Origin of the sequence: Commensalibacter sp. M0355, from assembly GCF_016101365.1 — a bacterium.
GTDB classification, from domain to species: Bacteria; Pseudomonadota; Alphaproteobacteria; order Acetobacterales; family Acetobacteraceae; genus Commensalibacter; species Commensalibacter melissae.
In genome coordinates, this window is sequence record NZ_JACFQQ010000001.1 from 390,801 (window position 1) to 409,575 (window position 18,775).

General features: G+C 39.6%; 21 protein-coding genes. 14 read left to right on the top strand and 7 right to left on the bottom strand.

Annotation, left to right across the window (positions count from 1 at the left end; translation table 11 throughout):
- Positions 1 to 39: 39 nt before the first annotated feature.
- The 3 genes from H3T44_RS01945 to H3T44_RS01955 are packed head-to-tail and all read right to left on the bottom strand — an operon-like array spanning position 40 to position 3,106.
- Positions 40 to 432 (bottom strand): hypothetical protein, encoded by a 393-nt coding sequence (locus H3T44_RS01945; protein ID WP_110438598.1) that lies wholly within the window; start codon positions 430 to 432, stop codon positions 40 to 42.
- Between the two features lie 31 nt (positions 433 to 463).
- Positions 464 to 1,675, bottom strand: coding sequence for a nicotinate phosphoribosyltransferase (locus tag H3T44_RS01950; RefSeq protein WP_370552714.1), 1,212 nt, complete (start codon positions 1,673 to 1,675; stop codon positions 464 to 466).
- 39 nt (positions 1,676 to 1,714) lie between these two features.
- Complete coding sequence (locus tag H3T44_RS01955; RefSeq protein WP_122123782.1) at positions 1,715 to 3,106, bottom strand: class II 3-deoxy-7-phosphoheptulonate synthase; 1,392 nt, start codon at positions 3,104 to 3,106, stop codon at positions 1,715 to 1,717.
- A 258-nt stretch (positions 3,107 to 3,364) separates the two neighbouring features.
- On the opposite strand from H3T44_RS01955, the gene H3T44_RS01960 reads away from it, so the two are divergent.
- The 4 genes from H3T44_RS01960 (at position 3,365) to H3T44_RS01975 (ending at position 6,547) form a co-directional block, all read left to right on the top strand.
- Positions 3,365 to 4,177 (top strand): MetQ/NlpA family ABC transporter substrate-binding protein, encoded by an 813-nt coding sequence (locus tag H3T44_RS01960; RefSeq protein WP_232347477.1) that lies wholly within the window; start codon positions 3,365 to 3,367, stop codon positions 4,175 to 4,177.
- 40 nt (positions 4,178 to 4,217) lie between these two features.
- On the top strand, positions 4,218 to 5,255 hold the full coding sequence (locus H3T44_RS01965) for a methionine ABC transporter ATP-binding protein (protein WP_110438248.1): 1,038 nt from the start codon (positions 4,218 to 4,220) through the stop codon (positions 5,253 to 5,255).
- Positions 5,256 to 5,295: 40 nt separating this feature from the next.
- The gene (locus H3T44_RS01970; RefSeq protein ID WP_197037490.1) at positions 5,296 to 5,949 is read left to right on the top strand and encodes a methionine ABC transporter permease; all 654 of its coding nucleotides are present in this window, start codon (positions 5,296 to 5,298) and stop codon (positions 5,947 to 5,949) included.
- A 196-nt stretch (positions 5,950 to 6,145) separates the two neighbouring features.
- Positions 6,146 to 6,547 carry a hypothetical protein gene (locus tag H3T44_RS01975; protein ID WP_110438249.1) on the top strand — a complete coding sequence of 134 codons (402 nt, stop codon included), beginning with the start codon at positions 6,146 to 6,148 and terminating at the stop codon, positions 6,545 to 6,547.
- 8 nt (positions 6,548 to 6,555) lie between these two features.
- Here the strand turns inward: H3T44_RS01975 and gorA are convergent, their stop codons facing one another.
- The gene (gorA, locus tag H3T44_RS01980) at positions 6,556 to 7,953 is read right to left on the bottom strand and encodes a glutathione-disulfide reductase (protein ID WP_198195798.1); all 1,398 of its coding nucleotides are present in this window, start codon (positions 7,951 to 7,953) and stop codon (positions 6,556 to 6,558) included.
- A 3-nt stretch (positions 7,954 to 7,956) separates the two neighbouring features.
- A complete protein-coding gene (locus tag H3T44_RS01985; protein WP_198195800.1) occupies positions 7,957 to 8,787 on the bottom strand; it encodes a ferredoxin--NADP reductase in 831 nt (276 codons plus the stop codon).
- A gap of 306 nt (positions 8,788 to 9,093) precedes the next feature.
- Here H3T44_RS01985 and H3T44_RS01990 point away from each other — a divergent pair, with 306 nt between their 5' ends.
- Positions 9,094 to 11,412 carry a helicase-related protein gene (locus H3T44_RS01990; RefSeq protein ID WP_198195802.1) on the top strand — a complete coding sequence of 773 codons (2,319 nt, stop codon included), beginning with the start codon at positions 9,094 to 9,096 and terminating at the stop codon, positions 11,410 to 11,412.
- An 88-nt stretch (positions 11,413 to 11,500) separates the two neighbouring features.
- Here H3T44_RS01990 and ubiM read toward each other — a convergent pair whose 3' ends face one another.
- Both ubiM and H3T44_RS02000 read right to left on the bottom strand, forming a co-directional pair.
- Complete coding sequence (gene ubiM, locus H3T44_RS01995; RefSeq protein ID WP_198195803.1) at positions 11,501 to 12,742, bottom strand: 5-demethoxyubiquinol-8 5-hydroxylase UbiM; 1,242 nt, start codon at positions 12,740 to 12,742, stop codon at positions 11,501 to 11,503.
- Between the two features lie 20 nt (positions 12,743 to 12,762).
- Positions 12,763 to 13,353 carry a nitroreductase gene (locus tag H3T44_RS02000; RefSeq protein ID WP_198195805.1) on the bottom strand — a complete coding sequence of 197 codons (591 nt, stop codon included), beginning with the start codon at positions 13,351 to 13,353 and terminating at the stop codon, positions 12,763 to 12,765.
- 246 nt (positions 13,354 to 13,599) lie between these two features.
- On the opposite strand from H3T44_RS02000, the gene hisB reads away from it, so the two are divergent.
- The 9 genes from hisB to nth are packed head-to-tail and all read left to right on the top strand — an operon-like array spanning position 13,600 to position 18,775.
- Positions 13,600 to 14,196, top strand: a complete 597-nt coding sequence (gene hisB, locus H3T44_RS02005) for an imidazoleglycerol-phosphate dehydratase HisB (protein WP_198184631.1) — start codon at positions 13,600 to 13,602, stop codon at positions 14,194 to 14,196.
- A complete protein-coding gene (locus H3T44_RS02010; protein WP_122123787.1) occupies positions 14,193 to 14,555 on the top strand; it encodes a hypothetical protein in 363 nt (120 codons plus the stop codon). The genes hisB and H3T44_RS02010 overlap by 4 nt, the downstream gene beginning before the upstream one ends.
- On the top strand, positions 14,552 to 15,211 hold the full coding sequence (gene hisH / locus H3T44_RS02015; protein WP_122123788.1) for an imidazole glycerol phosphate synthase subunit HisH: 660 nt from the start codon (positions 14,552 to 14,554) through the stop codon (positions 15,209 to 15,211). Before H3T44_RS02010 ends, hisH begins: the two co-directional genes overlap by 4 nt.
- Positions 15,212 to 15,230: 19 nt before the next feature.
- Positions 15,231 to 15,785, top strand: a complete 555-nt coding sequence (locus H3T44_RS09175; RefSeq protein WP_347375187.1) for a GNAT family N-acetyltransferase — start codon at positions 15,231 to 15,233, stop codon at positions 15,783 to 15,785.
- Between the two features lie 28 nt (positions 15,786 to 15,813).
- Positions 15,814 to 16,578 (top strand): 1-(5-phosphoribosyl)-5-[(5-phosphoribosylamino)methylideneamino]imidazole-4-carboxamide isomerase, encoded by a 765-nt coding sequence (gene hisA / locus H3T44_RS09180; protein ID WP_347376851.1) that lies wholly within the window; start codon positions 15,814 to 15,816, stop codon positions 16,576 to 16,578.
- Entirely contained in the window at positions 16,572 to 17,330 is a 759-nt protein-coding gene (hisF, locus tag H3T44_RS02025) for an imidazole glycerol phosphate synthase subunit HisF (protein ID WP_198195807.1), read from the top strand. Before hisA ends, hisF begins: the two co-directional genes overlap by 7 nt.
- Before the next feature lie 26 nt (positions 17,331 to 17,356).
- Positions 17,357 to 17,701 (top strand): phosphoribosyl-ATP diphosphatase, encoded by a 345-nt coding sequence (locus tag H3T44_RS02030; RefSeq protein ID WP_198195809.1) that lies wholly within the window; start codon positions 17,357 to 17,359, stop codon positions 17,699 to 17,701.
- Between the two features lie 11 nt (positions 17,702 to 17,712).
- Positions 17,713 to 18,078: a histidine triad nucleotide-binding protein gene (locus H3T44_RS02035; protein WP_198195811.1), complete on the top strand. Its 366-nt coding sequence runs from the start codon at positions 17,713 to 17,715 to the stop codon at positions 18,076 to 18,078.
- Between the two features lie 13 nt (positions 18,079 to 18,091).
- Positions 18,092 to 18,775 carry an endonuclease III gene (gene nth / locus H3T44_RS02040; protein WP_230873077.1) on the top strand — a complete coding sequence of 228 codons (684 nt, stop codon included), beginning with the start codon at positions 18,092 to 18,094 and terminating at the stop codon, positions 18,773 to 18,775.

The following is an 18,775-nucleotide window of genomic DNA, read 5'->3' on the forward strand; positions in this document are numbered from 1 at the left end:
AATCTGTACTTGTATTTTAATTAACAAAGAAAACTTATATTATTTGTCGTCTTCAGGAAAATCATCCTCTTCCACCAAACGACGTGGATCAAGCGCACGCCAGTCCCTTTCCATTGGCGTAGCAACATTTTCAATAAACATCATAATGGAATCCGAAGAATCCCAATTCTCTTTTTCTCGTGAATCAACAACTTTCGCATCTTCTCCAAAAGCTGACCAAGCATCAAAGATTTCCTGTCGTGAAGCTCCCGGAATACGGCATCTTTCAACACTGTCCCGAACATAAGTTTTGGCGAATGCATTGGCATGTTCCAAACTGTAAAAACCGGCAACCACTTCAGTGACCTCATTTTTTTGCTCACTCGAAAGATCAAAGATCTGTACATTATATTCTCTCTTGTCTTCTTTGTTCTGATCTTCTTGATTTTGCAAATTATTTACCCCATTCATATATTATAAATTATCATATTCCCAAGTTAGGCATATACTGTCGGGCAAGATTAATCAAAAATTCCCGACCTTTTTTAACCAAAGGTTTGCCATTATAGGCAATAATATCGGCAGTTGCATATGTTTCATTCCATAAAACAGGAATGAATGAACCGGTCCCGACAATATCAACCGGGGCTCTTGCTTCAGAAATGATACGACATTTCTCGATATCAAACCCCGATGAGGCAATGATCTTAACCCTATCAAATCCGGCCTCATCAAGTTTTTTACGCATATACCATATTGCAGCCGCAGAGACACCTGTTCCTGCCAGATATGTCAATTCTTTTTCGGAACAATAGCGTTGAATTGTTTCAGGAGCATATCGCATTAACAGTTCATATGATGACTGTCTATTCAGTCCTTCAATGTATCGTCCACCATGAGTATCCAAGCGCAGCAAAACTTTACCCTGGGCCGCCAATTCTGGAAAAGCCTTGCAAACCGCCAATCCATCGGTAATTTCTTGACCAAAGTAATCAACCAATACACCAAGTTCCTGATCTGGAAACTGCTCATGAAACATTTCAGCAGCTTTAAGGGTTGAACCGGCATAACCGATCAAGGCGTGCGGCATTGTTCCAAGTCCATGATGTAATCCATAAAATTTTGAGGTTATCGTACTCGCAGTCCCGATAAATCCTTTCGCTCCGTTCTTTTTTTGTGCTGCCTTGCTACCAACCCATGCAGCATACTCCACCAACTCCTGCATTTCATAACCGGCACAATGTCGCGCATCCATCGCGATGAAGCTTGTATCTGGCAAAAGTTGGGTCATCTGAAACGCATTGCAGGCGGCAACACAACAGGCGCCGAGTTTTTGCAATAATATGGTTTCCAGTGTGACAAGCTGTTTAAAGGATCCCTTTAAGTATAGTATCGGCAACCCTGCTCCAACCCATTCCCCTTCTGGAAATGCCAGTTTATAACTGGCATTAATTTTTTCCCTGGCGATAATATGCTCTAGCCATTCAAGAGCAATACGAGGTGCAGAAATTACAGGACGTCGTAAAAAAACGGCATAAACAACTTCTGTATCCCCATATTGCTCGATTATTTTCTGTGTACGAACAAAATACATATCCGTACGATTTAATATTTCCTCATTATTACCAGGTACTGTCACAGCCAAGGTAGATGACAGAATTTTATCCACGTTCTTTTTCTCTAATCCATCAGTCATCCATTTGACTTTCAATAATATTACAAAACAATATTCCTGTTAATGAGCCGCAAAATTTCTTTTGGTCAACTCATCAGCAAGCAGAAAAGCGATTTCCAAAGACTGTTCAGCATTTAAACGAGGATCACAAAATGTCTGGTATCGTTTTGCAAGATCAGACTCCTTTAGATGATGGGCTCCACCGATACATTCCGTAACATTTGTTCCGGTCATTTCAACATGAATACCACCCGGAATAGCGTTTGAAGAAGTCATTACATCAAAAAAACCTATAACTTCAGCAAGTATTGAATCAAATGAACGTGTCTTGACCCCGTTACTTGTTGAAATCGTGTTCCCATGCATTGGATCGCAAAGCCATGTAACAATATGACCAGAATCTTTAATCCCCTGAACTATCTTGGGCAAATAATCCCTAACTTTTGCAGCCCCCATGCGACTGATCAGAGAAATACGTCCCGGTTCATTGTTTGGATTCAAAATATCCAACAATTTTAATAAATCCTCCAAATCGGCAGATGGACCAACCTTGATACCAACCGGATTTTTAACGCCTCGCAAAAATTCAACGTGCGCACCATCAGGTTGACGTGTTCTATCACCTATCCATAAAAAATGCGCCGAACAATTATACCAATCATCGGATGTTGAATCAATTCGTGTCAAAGCCTGTTCATAGGGCAATAATAAGGCTTCATGAGATGTGTAAAATTCTGTTTCATGAATTTGCGGCGTATTTTGTGATGTCAAGCCACAAGCTTTCATAAACGCTAGAGTTTCATCTATTCGATTGGCCAATTTGTTGTATTGTTTTGCCAGAGGCAGGCGCTTGACAAAATCCAGATTCCAGCGATGGACTTCATTTAGATTAGCATAGCCACCATTTGCAAATGCACGGATCAAATTCAAGGTCCCAGCTGACTGGAAATAGGCAATTTCCATTCTTCTCGGATCTGGAGTACGGGCCTCTTTCGTAAATTCAGCTCCATTGATAATTTCGCCACGGTATGATAAAAGACTCATACCGTTCTTATTTTCATGTGATGAAGAGCGTGGTTTGGCAAATTGACCTGCAATGCGACCAATTTTTACAACAGGAACTTTTGCTCCAAACGTCAGAACGACAGCCATTTGAAGAATAACCCTGAACATATCCCGAATGATATCAGCCGTAAATTCCTCAAAATTTTCAGCGCAAGGCCCACCCTGTAATACAAATGCCTTACCTTCCGCTGCTGCTGCCAATTGCTGTTTCAGTTTACGCGTCTCACCTGCAAAAACCAAAGGTGGATATTGGAATAATTTATCTTCGATTAATTTCAATACGGATTGATCTGGATATTCTGGCACCTGTTTAATTGGAAATGAACGCCAAGAATCTGGTGTCCAGTTCTTATTTACATTAGCATCAGACAATATCTTACTATCCATTGTAAATCCTGTTTCAATAAAAGCTTAAATTACAAATATTTTATCTAATATTTTACATTCAAACATACAATAACATTTTCCTAAAAAAACATATTATTTATCTTATAATATAAAAAATTAACCATATTTATAAAATAATTAACCAGCAGCTTTAATATTGTATGGTGTTTCATATAATATACTCTATACAGATACACGATTTTTATATAAAACTTTCCTTAAATATCTTTGACCTTGAACGAATGGGAACAACAGTTAATGATGATTTTCTCTCGCCGGGCTTTTCTTGCCAGCTTAACCGCATTTATCCTTTATTCGGGTATTCCGCAAGAAACTAAAGCCGCCTCCACCGTTCAAACTATTCGTGTCGGTATCATTAGTGGTCCTGAAGAGGAACTGGCCCTTACCGCCAAGGAAGTTGCAAAAACAAAAAACATTGATATTCAACTGGTCAATTTTGACGATTACAATATTCCAAATGAAGCGCTTGTTGGTAAAGATATTGATGCCAACGCTTTCCAAACAGTTCCCTTCATGGATGCGCAAATTCAAGCAAGAAATTATAAATTGACCGTTCTTGGAAAAACATGGGCAGAACCACTGGGTTTTTACTCACATAAAATCAAATCCATCCGTGATCTTCCTGACCAAGCAAAAATCGCCATTCCCAATGATCCTTCCAATCAAGGCAGAGCTCTTAATCTTCTAGTGAAAGCCAATCTCATCCAACTACGGCAGAATGCTCCGGCATTACCTAGACTTGGGGATGTCATCAGTAATCCACATCATTTTCAACTTATTGATCTTGACGCCGCCCAATTATCCCGTGCCCTAGATGATGTCACAATGGCCGCGGTCAATACGAATTTCGTCATACCGGCCGGGATCAATCCAAAATCTGCTTTACTTAGAGAGGATATTAAAGACAGTCCTTATGACAATATCTTGGTTGTACGTAAAGGGGATGAAAACCGCCCTGAAATGAAATTGTTGCTGGAGAGTTTTCAATCCGATGCCGTGAAAAAGACAATGGAAGATAAATTTCACGGCGCTATATTGCCTGCATGGTGACACATTCTTTTCCTCAATGCAGTTTAATTGATAAAAATTTATGACTTCAGATTTACCCGTTATTGAATTTGACAATGTATGCAGAAATTTTGGCAATCATGCCGCATTATCCAACCTTACTTTCTCGATTCAAAAAGGAGAAATAGTTGGAATTATCGGACACTCTGGAGCAGGAAAAACAACTCTGCTACGATGTTTGGCGGGGCTGGAAAAACCAACAAGTGGCAAGGTCAAGATTGAAGGAAAAGATATAGCCCATTTGCCTGAAAAGGCTCTTATTCCATTGAGACAGCGAATTGGGCTGGTTTTTCAGCATTTTAATCTACTTAATTCTAAAAATGTTTTAAATAATATTGCCCTTCCCTTGAAAATTGCAGGGATTCCTAAAGCCAAGCGAATTGAGAAAGCAAAAGAATTGCTCGAACTGGTTGGCATTCCTGACAAGGCCCTCAATTATCCAGCCCAGTTATCGGGGGGGCAAAAACAACGTGTTGGAATAGCAAGAGCCCTGGCAGCCAATCCCGCCCTTTTGTTATGTGATGAGGCAACCTCTGCCCTTGACCCAGAAACGACACGTTCAATAATTGAACTTTTATTACGAATTAATCAGAAACTAAAACTTACAATTGTTTTGATCACTCATGAAATGAGTGTTATCCGCCTTTTAGCAGATCGAGTTTTTGTTCTGCAAAAAGGTAAAATCATCGAGGAGGGAGCAGTCGGTAAAGTTTTTGCTCATCCGCAATCGGAAACAACCCAACAATTATTGCAAGAGGAACAGCCTTCCCTTCCCCAAAGTATATCGCAAAATATTCATCCCAACCCTGACAGGAATGACCATGCCATTCTACATGTCGTCATGATGGGCAAGGTTGTAAGAGATCCCTTAATAGCTAATCTTCAAAAAGATTATCAAATTTCCGCAGTACTGTTGGAAGGAAACATAACCCATATACGTGAAACACCAATTGGCACGACATTTCTTGCCGTTCCTGCGGATCAATGGCAACAAACAATAACAGCTCTTACAAGCATGGGTGTTGAGACAGTTGAAAAGGTTGGTTATGTCCGTCTTTAATCTTGATCAAATGAATAATCTCATAAGTCAGTACTCTCATATTTCAACATATCAACTTGAGCAGTTATATATTGCTATTGGCCAGACATTGGAAATGACTCTAGCTTGTGGTTTGCTAACCTTGACAGGTGGATTACCTCTCGCCCTTTTCCTGGTTATCACCGCACCTGACGGTTTAAGGCCCGCACCGATATGTAATCGATCGATTGGATTCATTATTAATATATTCCGATCCATTCCTTTTATAATATTGCTAGTGGCCCTAATTCCCGTAACACGATTTCTTGTTGGAACCGCTATTGGCACGACTGCAGCAATTGTTCCGCTAACTATTGCAACTATTCCCTATTTTACCAGAATAGCGGAAGTTTCCCTTAAGGAAGTCGACCGTAATCTTATTGAGGCAGTTAAAGCGATGGGAGGAAGCAATTTTACAATTATTAAAGAGGTTCTATTGCCTGAAGCTTTACCGGGACTCATTTCCGGTTTTACCGTGACTCTAATCCTGATTATTGGAATATCCGCCATGGCTGGGACCATTGGGGCAGGTGGATTGGGTCATTATGCTATACAATATGGATATCAACAATTCAGATCGGATATTATGGGAATTGTAATCGTTATATTGGTGCTCATGATTTCAGGAATTCAATGGTTGGGAGATTATCTTGCAAGAAAATATAATCACCGTTAATCCTTAGATAAAATTAAAATTACTGATATTTCTGAAATCATCAAATATGTTTTTATTTCATTTTATGTTATAGATTGAAGAATAAACCCATCCATTTCATCACGGGCTTAACTTTTCAAATTTGGTATATTATATCAAGAACGTAAATTATAAATCTATATCAGCTATTTTTTAAAGCCATAAAGGATAAATTATAATGAATTGGTTTAAAACTGGATTGTATACAGTTTTACTTTCTACGACTTTACTATCTGTCAAAACTTATGCACAAGTTACGCCAATCAATCAAGAAGAAAGCGGAACTTTACCAGGCTTATCCAAACAATCCGTTCAAATGAAATCCCAGGAAGCTGAAAAAGGGGGTGAACATATTACCGTTCGAGGACACCGTGAACCACCTCCCGGTTATACCTATGCGCCTTCCATGAACATGCAAAATGGACCAGATCCCGAGCATCAACAAGCTTTGGCTGAATCGAAAGACAAGGTAAGTGGTGCCAATCTTTCAAAATATGGTACAGCGTATCAGGAAAGTGGCCCAATGGGACAGGGGAAATTAGGGGATTCAACAGGAAATGGATGGTTAACCCCCCGATAATCAAACTTTTAATTTTGTTTATCTGTAACCCTTGCAACCTGACGAAGGGTTACAATTTCCTCCGCAGAGGTTGGATGAATACCGATTGTTTCATCAAAAACTGCCTTGGTTAAACCTGCCGCAACTGCAACTGAAAATCCTTGCAGCATTTCTGGTGCGTCATCTCCGACAATATGAAGTCCAACAACCTTTTGCGACGATTGATCAACGATCATTTTAATAAAGGTTTTAACCTTACGTTCCGTTAAACTATAGCGCATTGACGTAAAATTGGAGATATAGATATCAACTGCTCCTCTTAGTGCAGCCTCTTCTTCAGTTAAACCAATGCTTCCAATTGGTGGATTAAAAAATACAGCCTTTGGAATGTAGTCATAGTTACTTTTACGAATTTTATTTCCGAATAAACGATCAGCCAGAGCATGTCCTTGAGCAATGGCTACAGGAGTAAGATTAACAAAATCTATCACATCACCGATGGCATAAATATGGGGAATTCGAGTTTCAAAATCTTCATTAACAATGATTTCCCCTTTTTTCCCCTTTTCAATCCCAATTTTTTCAAGATTTAATCCTGACAAATTGGGATGCCGACCAGTGGCAAAAAATACACAATCTGTTTGCACCACTTCTCCGTTATCAAGATAAAGATGATATTGCTCACCTTGTTTAATAATCTTTTTTGGATGGGCTTTGACATGTTGGATAATATCCTTACGCTGTTCAATCGCATCATAGACAGCCTGACGTATATCCTGATCAAATCCTCTGAGGGGGACAGGTTGACGATAAATTAAATCCACATTTGAACCCAGTCCGGCAAATATGCCGGCAAACTCAAGTGCAATATATCCAGATCCAATGATGGCAATATTTTCCGGACGTTTTGACAAATAAAAAGCTTCATCTGAAGTAATGGCGTATTCATTTCCTTCAATATCAAGTTTCGTGGGCGATGAGCCTGTTGCAATAACAATATGCTTGCCTGTAATAAATTTATCTTCTGCTTTTTCATCAGATAATACAGAAGATGAGATTTTAAGAGTATGATCATCTTTGAAAGAGGCATGACCTGTAAATAGAATCACTCCCGCCCTTTCCAACATGGAAATATAAATATTATTTAACCGTTTTATTTCCTTGTTTTTTTCCTCAATAAATTCAGGCCAATGATGGTGTCCGGGAACCGTATCCCATCCATATCCATGACTATCTTTGACCTGGTTGTTGAAATTGCTTGCATAAACCATAAGCTTTTTTGGTACACAGCCAATATTTACGCAGGTACCACCCCAATATTGTTTCTCAACAACCGCAACACGGGCACCATGGGAAGCTGCAATACGGGCACAGCGAACACCGCCTGAACCTGCTCCTATAACAATAAGGTCAAAGTCGTATTTCATGAATTATTGCTCCGCAAATGCTTTTTCAATTACAAAGGAACCAGGTGATGAACCGTTGCCTTCTACAAAACCTCTTTTTTCAAGAATTGACTTGGTTTCCGCCAACATTTCTGGAGAACCGCAAATCATAGCACGATCATGTTCGGGATCCATAACAGGTAAATTAATATCAGAAAACAGTTTCTCATTTTCAATCAGGGTCGTGATACGATCTCTTACAGGAAATTCCTCACGAGTAACTGTAGGATAATAAACCAGTTTTTCTTTTACATATTCTCCCAGAAATTCATTATTTGGCAAATCATTTAAAATATAATTATGATAAGCCAGTTCCCCTTTGATGCGTACAGTATGGGTCAGGACCACTTTTTCAAAATTCTCGTATACCTCTGGATCACGAATAAGGCTCATGAAAGGTGCCAATCCGGTTCCCGTTGAAAAGAAATATAAGTTTCGACCGGGTTTCAAATTAGGAAGCACCAGGGTTCCCGTTGGTTTACGTCCAATAAGAACCGTATCACCGACCTTCATATGACATAAACGTGAAGTCAAGGGACCATCAGGAACCTTGATTGACAGAAATTCAAGATGTTCTTCATAATTAGCGCTTGCAACACTATAAGCTCGCAATAAAGGTTTGCCATTTACCTCGATTCCGATCATGCAAAATTGACCATTATCAAATCTTAAACTTGAGGTGCGCGTACAAGTGAAAGAAAAAAGACGGTCCGTCCAATGATGAACAGATAAAACCTTTTCAGCATTTAAGTGACTATATTCTTTAGAGGGCGGGGAAAGACGAAAAGAATCATCAATCATCACTGATTCTGTCATTATTTACTAATCTCCTGCAATATTGGTCAATTTATATGAAATTTATCTTATATATTGAAACCCAATTCGTCATTTTAAAAAAAATACCGTGTTTTAAAATTATCTCTAAATAAGAAAATACTGATAAAATTTTTTGATTCAATCTTATTTAATCAATTTTTTCAAATTATACATAAATATAAGGCATTAAAATAAAAAAACTTATATTATAAGTACAATATGTTGCGAAAAACCTATATCATCTTTTATCTTGTATTCTAGATATGTACTAAATAATAAAATTCAATTTTTAATCTGTTAAATCATATGAACTCATCCCCTTCTGAACTTGCTCTTTACAAAATCTTACAAGAAACCCGGCTAGATATTACGCCTCAAGAGGAAAATCGTCTAAAAAAACTCATTAAACGCCAATTTGAAACTGACTCTGACACGATTGCACCAGCAAATTTTATAAAACTTCTCTGTAATATTCGTAGAAAGGGATGGGCAAAAAAATTAACCCAGCTTGTCCAACAAAAAAAATATGTTTGGGTTCAACCCGAAGATATTGCATGGGCGGTTTCGTTTATTCACACACCTGAACCCAATGAAACTAATTTTGAAAATGCATTGCAGCTTGCCCTAGGAAACCGTTTGAAACAATCAAGCAGCAATGCCCATGAGGCAATTCAGAATTTACAGCTTGAAACCAATAATGTCTCAGCTAGAACATTTGATAATGAACAATTGACAATTATGGCAGATACCGTTGCCATGGCTTTTGATATACAGGATAAAGATAGTTTTATTGATCAGATTTTGACAGATTATAAGATCAATAAAGAAAAAAATGAACAGTTACTACAAACAGCCAAGGCCCGTAAGAAACAAGAGATAAAACGACAAAGGGAATGGGAAAATAGCCTTGTAAACTTCAAGGATATACCCACAATATTGCATTGCTCGTCCAGGGATGCCCTAAAATGGATTGGACAGAACAGAATTCCAATTGCCCAGAAAATAAAGAAACGCGGAAAAGATATTTGGAAATTTGATCCTGTTGAATTGAGAAAATTACGCAATCAAATTACAAGTTGGATCGAAGAAATCCCTAAGGAAAAAAAGGGTAAATATATAAACCTTGGTGATCTCAATATCAAAAACAAGGTATTGGCCAATGTAGCGGCAATGGATCGATATGCAGGGCATTTTATAACAGCCCGCTCCCTGAAAAGACATATCACCATTGTGACTGGACCAACCAACAGTGGAAAATCTTATACTGCCTTGGAAGCAATGGCTAAAAGTGAGAGTGGAATTGCCCTTGCACCACTACGTTTATTGGCGCATGAATTCAAGGAAGCCTTGGCGGAACGTGATATTGAGGCATCCTTGAAAACGGGTGAAGAGCGCAATATTATCCCCGGAAGCCGTTTTCTGGCAGCTACTGTAGAAATGTGCCCGATGGACAATCCTGTTGATGTGGCATTGATTGATGAGGCGCAAATGCTGACAGATCCTGATCGTGGCGCAGCATGGACGGCTGCAATTATGGGCGTTCCGGCACGCCATGTTTTTGTTCTGGGTTCACCAGAATGTATCCCTATTGTCAAACGCATTGCCAATTTATGTGATGACCCTTGTGACGAGATTATCCTACAAAGAAAAAGTCCCCTTATCACTGCCAGTTCGCCAATCAGGTTATCAAAATTGAGAACGGGTGATGCACTTATCGCCTTTTCAAGAAGAGAGGTTTTGGATCTACGTTCCCTTCTAATGCAGAAAGGCCATCGCGTTGCTGTAATATATGGGGCCTTGAGTCCGGAAGTCAGGCGGGCGGAAGCAAAACGCTTCAATAATGGCGAGGCAGATATTTTAATCGCAACAGACGCTATCGGTATGGGATTAAATTTAGCCATCAAACGTGTTATATTCAGCACGATCTTTAAATTCGATGGTCAAAACAGGCGCCCCCTCACATCCCAGGAAATCAAGCAAATAGGCGGACGTGCAGGTCGATATGGCAAGCATGAAAACGGAATTGTAGGTATTATGGCTGGTGCGGGCGATCCTACCTTCATCCATCGTAATCTAGAGGCCCCTTCAATCCAGGAAGATGATTTGCGGCCCCTGGTGCAACCTGACAGTGATATTGTTCAAGCAATTGCCAATGAAATCAATTCAACGAGTTTATTCGGTGTATTGACACGCTTGAAACGGGCTGTTTTACGTCCTGATGATCCCAATTATCGATTGGCAAAAATGGAGGAAACATTCGCGATTGCATCCTCACTGGAGGGAGTGGATGGTCTTTCCCTTAAAGATCGCTGGACATATTCAACATGTCCGGTCGATGACCGTGACAATGGCATTCAACGGCTTACTCATTGGGCAGCGGATCATGCTGCCGGCAAAACCATACCCGCCCCTGGATCTGGAAAATTACCCAATCCAGCCCAGGCATCCCGACGCGAACTTGAACGCGCTGAAAAAATGCATAAACGCCTGGTAAGTTGGCGCTGGCTATCCTTGCGTTTTCCCGATTTTTACCCAGATCTGGAAAATGCCGAGAAAAATACGAAGAAATTAAATGAATGGATTGAATCAGTCCTTCGCCAAAAACGCAGGAAAATTGAATTGTAAATTGTTGATTTTTACAAATTCTTTAATGAAACAAGATGATACAATAAATTATTACTATTTCATCCTGTTTATATTAAAAGTGAATTAATCAAAATCTTTTCGATAAAATCGATTTTGGAGAAGGCAATGTTGTGGTTTTATCAATTAGGGTATCCACGACTTTATTCTTAACAGGCTTTAGTAAATTGGCCGTTTTAATACCTAACCTCCTTAATTTCCACAATCCCTTCTCTTCACGTGTATAAAGCGTTGCAATAGTGTTTGTCAGGGTAAACATCGGCATGGTTTTGATTCTTAACCGTTTTTCGAAATGGCGTAATTGTTTCGATGTGCCGATTTCCTCTCCCCTTTTTAAACCTGCCAAAACTTCATCTGCCAGGATTTCCTGGGCAATCAGGGCAAAATTGTAACCATGGGCTGTGATAGGATGCATTCCAATAGCCGTATCGCCGACCAAGGCAGCATGTCTTGTTTCAAACCGGTTGGCAAATACAGTTTTCAAAGGATAAACATGCCGGGTGGAAACAAGCTCCATTTTTCCAAGCCGTCCATGTATGCGTTTCATTATTTCCAGATTGAATTGTTCGGCTCCCAACGATCTGACCCGATTCATTTCATCAGGAGGAAGAGACAATACAACAGAAGTGACATTATTATTCAATGGCAGTAAGGCAACAGTCTGTCCTTTGTCAAACCATTGCAAGGCAACTTGATGATGAGGCAACTCATGCTTCATACGACATACCATCATATGTCGATGAAAATCATGCAGCAAATATCCAATTTCAAGACTGTCCCTTATTTTGGAGAAACGTCCGTCACTTACAACAGCCAGTTTTGTAGAAAAAACTGCATCGTCCTGATCTGCATTGGAATATTCAACCCGGGCATAATCAACAAAGCAATTTAATTTATTACAGCGTGTATTGAATAAAACAGTAATCCCTTCACGAGATTGAACCTCTTCAAATGTTGCCTTTCGGATCAGATGATTTGGGACAAGATAACCAAGAGCCTCTTCGCCCTTTCCCTGCGTGTCAAAAATCAAAGGATTGTTTTCTTCCCCATTCTCAACCCTGGCCTCCCTGAGCGAAGAAATTTCATCTTGAGGAATACGGTCCCATATCCCCATTGATTTCATCAATGAAACGGAATGATGGGTCAAAGCTATTTCACGACCATCAAAAGAAGGTTCTTGCAAAGCTGTCATTGGGGCTGGATCAATAACAGTGACTTTCAGACCAATCCCTTCCAGGGACAATGCCGCACTTAATCCTGCAGGACCCCCGCCAATCACAACAACATCCATCATATCTTTAATCTTTAACATCGTTTCATCTCTTTAACTATTTATGAATCAATTTTGAAATTTACTGCATTTCCCTGCCAGTTAGCGACATAATCATCCACTGAAACCCGTGGAGGTGCCTCAGATCCTTCCACAGGTGTTCCGATAAACATAAACCCGATCATTCTATACGGTTTTTTCAGTCCCAATAATTCCGTAATTTCAGGGACATCAATGGGGCCTGTAATCCATTTTGCACCAAATCCCAGAACATGGACAGCATTCAATATATTCATGGTTGCTGCTGATGCTGCCATCAACTGTTCATCAAGGGAGATAGACGTCTTGTCATCATGAAATTGACGAAATCCAAGTGCCAAGATCAAAGGGGCATTCGAAAAATTTTGCACTATTTTGGTTATATAAGCAGGGGGATAACAAGAATCCGGTTTTGTAAGGATCTTTTCCAATGATCTTACCCATTTTTCTCGATACTCTTTACCAATAATCACAAAACGCCAGGGACGTAAGCGCCCATGATCAGGAGCCCGCATCGCTGTTGATAAAATTTGATGCAATTCATCGTCATTTGGCGCAGGTTGCGTTAATGAACCACATGAAAAACGAGAAAGCAGAAAATCAATATTTGACATAAAATTATCCATTACAATAAAGTTATTTATAATTTTACCATTTATAATGTAAGTTTCATATCAAATCTAAACTTACTGTAATTTCCTCGAGACAAAAATACGTAAAAAGTATTATGAATTTAAGTTCTATTCATAAGAGATTCATGATTTCATAATTTCATTTCTTACTCTTTAATCTTGGCATTCCGGCAAAAGCAAGTTATTAATTGAATGTCAAATAAAATTTATATTTTAAAGTTATCTTTTATGAATACTCAAAGACAGGTATCCGTACATCGCAAAACCTCGGAAACAGATATCCAGCTCACCCTGAATCTTGATGGAGCAGGTCAGTCCAATATCGAAACGGGAATCGGTTTTTTTGACCACATGCTGACAGCTCTTACCAAACATGGCTTGTTTAACTTGGACATAATGGTCAAAGGCGATCTACATATTGATTTTCATCATACAGTGGAAGATGTCGGCATAACTTTGGGTCAGGCATTCCAGAAAGCGATTGGAGAGAAAAAAGGAATCTGTCGGTTTGGACAAGCCTCTGTTCCTCTGGATGAGGCCTTGAGCGAAGTCGTTATCGATATTTCTGGTCGCCCATACCTGGCATGGAACGTGTCTTTTCCAACAGAAAAGATAGGAAAGATGGATACCGAATTATTTGAAGAATTTTTTCGTGGGTTTGTGATGAGCGCCCATTTGAACTTGCATGCAATATTGCATGCGGGTCGTAATTCCCATCATATTGCCGAGGCAACATTTAAAGCAACTGCACGTGCTTTGCGAATGGCTTGTGAATTCGATTCACGTGCTTTGCATTCCATTCCATCAACCAAAGGTGTGTTGTGAAATATTTTACTGTCTATGCAAACCAAAACCAACCTTCCGAATTAAAACTAGTGCCTGAGGGTTTTTCCTGGCTCGTATTTATACTTGGACCTGTTGGTCTTTTTGTCCAAAAAAGCTGGATTCATGGATTAATTCTTTTAAGTGTCTGTTTTTCACTGATTATCTGGATACATCCATCTTTCTTCTTGATGGCTTTGGTACATTTTATAGTAGGTTGCTTTGCCTTCCACTTTCAAAGAACCGAATTGCAATGGGCAGGATGGAATCTTCAAACCGTAATTGCCGCACCCAATAAGAAATTTGCCCTTCTTCGTTTACTTGATAAAAAACCCCGTTTAACAAACTATATCAATTCATGAAACATAAACCCGAAAGCATTATTGTTATTGATTATAACGGCGGAAACCTTGCCTCCGCTCAACGTGCCCTGATTGCGGCGGCCCACATGATCAATCTGCCTGTTGATGTTGAAATCAGCAACAAACCAGAACATGTTCAAAATGCGGACCGTCTTATATTACCTGGTCAGGGAGCGTTTGCAGATTGCATGAGTGGATTGCAATCCATTCCCGGTTTGCTTGAATCGTTAAATGCCAAAGTTCGGCAAGGGACCCCTTTCCTAGGAATTTGTGTTGGCATGCAAATAATGGCTGAACAGGGATTGGAACATAAAACAACTAAAGGTTTGGGATGGATCCAGGGTAAAATAAAACCTATCGATACAACAGATTTACCTTTACCCCATATGGGATGGAATGAACTAAATTTTAAAGTAAATGCACATCCTGTTATGAATGGAATAAATCCAGGTGATCATGCATATTTTGTCCATTCATATGCTTTGTTCGCTGAAGATAACAAGGATATTATCGCTACAACCGATTATGGCATATCCATTCCGGCCATCATCGCCAAAAAGAATGCGATTGGCACGCAGTTTCATGTCGAAAAGAGTCAACAGGTTGGATTACATATTTTGGCAAATTTCCTAAGATGGAATCCTACCCCCGCTTAGCAAGTATTTATTAATTACAATGGATAACATCAACTCAAACCTACTTCCAAAAATCGAATTAGAACAAATTACCACCCTTGATAATGATGATGATTTGCATGCAATCTGTGAATCTCTGGAAGCCGCGATATTGGCTGGTTATCATTGTCGCTGGGTTAAGGCACCACCAAGACAATTGTTGGAAAGCTATATAAAGGGATCGTTACTTGTTCCCGAAAAAACTCTTTTCACAGGTCGAATGGATGGACATATTGTCGCATTTTGCGAGGTTGAAACACCACTAAAAGAAGAGGAATCTCCCTATATTGCTGCAAAAATCACCATTTTTGCAGTTGCACCCTATGCCATAAATGTCGGCGTCAGTAAACGTTTACTTCTAAAAATCGAACAGACCATTGCCCAACTAGGTTTCCCGATCATTAATGTGCAAATTGATGAAAGTCAGAAAAAATTATTTCAGTTTTATTTGAAAAATGGATATCATCATTGGGCAACCCACCCTTATTATCGAAAAATCAACGGGCAAATTTTCAGGGGATATTTTTTATATAAATCCTTTTTGAACCTACCATAATTTTAACTTCATGAAGTGTAACTTATTTATGTCCAGCTTTTCTTCAGCAGTCCATCCCCTAACATTATATCCCGCGATTGATTTGAAAAATGGTCAATGTGTTCGATTACGTCAGGGTGAAATGGATCAGGCAACAATATATTCTGACAATCCCGGTGAACAAGCGCGAAACTGGAATAATCAGGGTTGTAAATGGTTACATGTTGTTGACCTTGATGGTGCCTTTGCAAAAAAATCTGTTAATACAGAAGCTATTTTAAGCATTCTTGCCAATTCTCAGGTGCCTGTTCAACTTGGAGGTGGAATACGGGACCTAAATGCTATCGAATATTGGCTTTATAAGGGCATAAAAAGAGTTATCCTCGGTAGTGTCGCCGTTAAAAATTCCAGACTAGTTTATCAGGCCTGCAAATCCTTTCCTGGTCAAATCGTGATTGGTATTGATGCCAAAAAAGGATATGTATCCACCGAAGGTTGGGCGGAAACCTCTGAAATGAAAGCCCTGGACCTCGCCTTACGTTTACAGGACAGCGGTGCTTCTGCCATTATCTTTACTGAAATTGAACGAGATGGCATGTTATCCGGACTTGATCTTGAACAAACTGCCAATCTTGCCCATCATCTCCAGATACCGATTATCGCCAGTGGAGGCATTGGTAACCTTGCACATATTGAGGCATTACGAAACATTGCCAATCAGGAGCCAGGAATAGAGGGTGTAATTGTTGGTCGAGCCCTCTATGATGGACGCATTCGGATCAATGACGCTTTAAAGGTGTTGGAAACATGTTGAAAACCCGTGTCATTCCTTGTCTTGATGTTAAGAACGGACGTGTGGTCAAGGGAGTCAATTTTGTCTCCCTACGTGATGCCGGTGATCCCGTTGAACAGGCATTGGTTTATGATAAGGCAGGTGCCGATGAATTGACATTTCTGGATATAACCGCAAGCAATGAAAACAGAAACACCATCATTGATGTGGTGAATCGTACAGCGGAAAAAATTTTTCTTCCTTTGACTGTTGGCGGGGGTATTCGTACACCGGACAATATACGTGCGCTTCTTTTAGCAGGAGCGGATAAATGCGCCATTAATTCCGCAGCCATTAAAAATCCGGATCTTGTTAATGATGGAGCCAATAAATTTGGCAGTCAATGTATCGTTGTTGCTATTGACGCACGATCTGATGATAAAGGTTCATGGGAGGTCTACAGTCATGGTGGTCGTAATCCAACGGGTATTAATGTCATTCAATGGGCAAAGGAAATGACCAGGCGTGGTGCTGGTGAGCTTTTAATTACCAGCATGGATCGTGATGGTACGGGAAAAGGTTTTGATCTTGACCTTCTGAAAGCAATTAACAGTAATGTTCGTGTCCCTGTGATTGCTTCGGGGGGTGTGGGTCAATTACAACATTTTACCGAAGGCGCACAAACAGGAGCAACAGGATTACTTGCAGCCAGCGTTTTTCATTTTGGCCAATTTACGATTGAGCAGGTAAAAAAGTCTCTGGCAGGAAACAACATTCCCGTCCGCCTTTCCTGATCCGAATTTAATAAAGGAAACAAGGTATGAAATCCAATCTAAATGGTGAAATTCTTGATCGTCTATATAAAAAGATTGAAGAAAGAAAAAATAATGATCCTCAAAAAAGCTATTCTGCCAAATTACTGAAAAAAGGGTCACACAAGGTTGCACAGAAATTCGGTGAAGAAGCTGTTGAATGCCTGATTGAATGTGCAACAAAAAATTCACAAAACCTGATCAGTGAAAGTGCCGATGTTTTGTATCATTTGTTGGCCATGTGGGTTATAACAGATATATCGCCTGAAGATGTTTGGGCGGAACTTCATAAAAGAGAGAAAATAAGCGGGATCGAGGAAAAGGCTTCTCGTAATTTAAAATCTTCAAAATAACAGGTGAAACAATGGCTTCAACTTCAGTTCGTTATGATTCTCAAAATATATTTGCTAAAATTTTGAAAAAAGAAATTCCAGCAAAAACAATTTATGAAAATGAATATGTGTTGGCGTTTCACGATGTAGCCCCCAAGGCACCAATTCATGCCTTGGTCATTCCCAAAAACCCTTATACCTCCTATGCTGATTTTTCTCAACGTGCAGCCCCCGAGGAAATTGTAGCTTTTACCAAGGCTGTTGCACATGTAGCCAATTTATTGGGTCTTGACAAAGATGGTTATCGCATTATCAGTAATATTGGCAAGAATTCCGGTCAAGAAATTTTCCATTTTCACTTTCATATTCTTGGTGGGAAAAAGTTACCATTTGCTTAATTAAAATTTTTCCATGATTATTAAAGCAGATAAAGAAACACCTTTAGCAAAGGCAATGAATAAGAAAGAAATCAAGGAATTCATTCGTCTTCTTGCCAAGGCACGTCCGGACGCTAAAACTGAACTGAATTATTCTTCACCCTACACGCTTTTAGTATCCGTTGTTTTGTCGGCTCAGGCAACTGACATATCTGTTAATAAAGCCACAAATAAATTGTTCAAGATTGCATCTACACCTGAAGCAATGGTTGCTCTTGGTGAGGAAAAATTAGTTCCCTTTATCAATTCCATCGGTTTATGGCGTGCCAAATCCCGAAATGTTATAGCGCTTTCCAAACAATTGATCGAAAATTATAATGGGCAAGTCCCGCAAACGAGAGAGGCTTTGGAAGCTTTACCCGGTGTTGGAAGAAAAACAGCAAATGTAGTATTAAGTGTTGCTTTTGATCAACCTGCCATGGCAGTTGATACGCATATATTTCGAATAGGCAATCGCACGGGTCTAGCTCCTGGCAAGACACCCCTCGATGTTGAAAAAAATCTAGTAACAAATATTCCCCGAGAATTGATTGCGAAATCACATCATTGGTTGATTTTACATGGACGCTATTGCTGTAAGGCTAAAAAACCTGAATGCTGGCACTGTCCTGTTGTGCAAATATGCCATTACCAAGATAAAAACATAAGTCCGTTTTGA

Coding starts and splice junctions, on each gene's coding strand:
- hisF (WP_198195807.1), top strand. CDS start 16,572: ATGTTGAAAACCCGTGTCATTCCTTGTCTTGATGTTAAGAACGGACGT.
- hisA (WP_347376851.1), top strand. CDS start 15,814: ATGTCCAGCTTTTCTTCAGCAGTCCATCCCCTAACATTATATCCCGCG.
- gorA (WP_198195798.1), bottom strand. CDS start 7,953: ATGAAATACGACTTTGACCTTATTGTTATAGGAGCAGGTTCAGGCGGT.
- hisB (WP_198184631.1), top strand. CDS start 13,600: ATGAATACTCAAAGACAGGTATCCGTACATCGCAAAACCTCGGAAACA.
- H3T44_RS01950 (WP_370552714.1), bottom strand. CDS start 1,675: ATGACTGATGGATTAGAGAAAAAGAACGTGGATAAAATTCTGTCATCT.
- H3T44_RS01975 (WP_110438249.1), top strand. CDS start 6,146: ATGAATTGGTTTAAAACTGGATTGTATACAGTTTTACTTTCTACGACT.
- H3T44_RS02035 (WP_198195811.1), top strand. CDS start 17,713: ATGGCTTCAACTTCAGTTCGTTATGATTCTCAAAATATATTTGCTAAA.
- H3T44_RS02030 (WP_198195809.1), top strand. CDS start 17,357: ATGAAATCCAATCTAAATGGTGAAATTCTTGATCGTCTATATAAAAAG.
- H3T44_RS01955 (WP_122123782.1), bottom strand. CDS start 3,106: ATGGATAGTAAGATATTGTCTGATGCTAATGTAAATAAGAACTGGACA.
- H3T44_RS01965 (WP_110438248.1), top strand. CDS start 4,218: ATGACTTCAGATTTACCCGTTATTGAATTTGACAATGTATGCAGAAAT.
- nth (WP_230873077.1), top strand. CDS start 18,092: ATGATTATTAAAGCAGATAAAGAAACACCTTTAGCAAAGGCAATGAAT.
- H3T44_RS01985 (WP_198195800.1), bottom strand. CDS start 8,787: ATGACAGAATCAGTGATGATTGATGATTCTTTTCGTCTTTCCCCGCCC.
- H3T44_RS09175 (WP_347375187.1), top strand. CDS start 15,231: ATGGATAACATCAACTCAAACCTACTTCCAAAAATCGAATTAGAACAA.
- ubiM (WP_198195803.1), bottom strand. CDS start 12,742: ATGTTAAAGATTAAAGATATGATGGATGTTGTTGTGATTGGCGGGGGT.
- H3T44_RS01990 (WP_198195802.1), top strand. CDS start 9,094: ATGAACTCATCCCCTTCTGAACTTGCTCTTTACAAAATCTTACAAGAA.
- H3T44_RS01960 (WP_232347477.1), top strand. CDS start 3,365: ATGATGATTTTCTCTCGCCGGGCTTTTCTTGCCAGCTTAACCGCATTT.
- hisH (WP_122123788.1), top strand. CDS start 14,552: ATGAAACATAAACCCGAAAGCATTATTGTTATTGATTATAACGGCGGA.
- H3T44_RS02000 (WP_198195805.1), bottom strand. CDS start 13,353: ATGTCAAATATTGATTTTCTGCTTTCTCGTTTTTCATGTGGTTCATTA.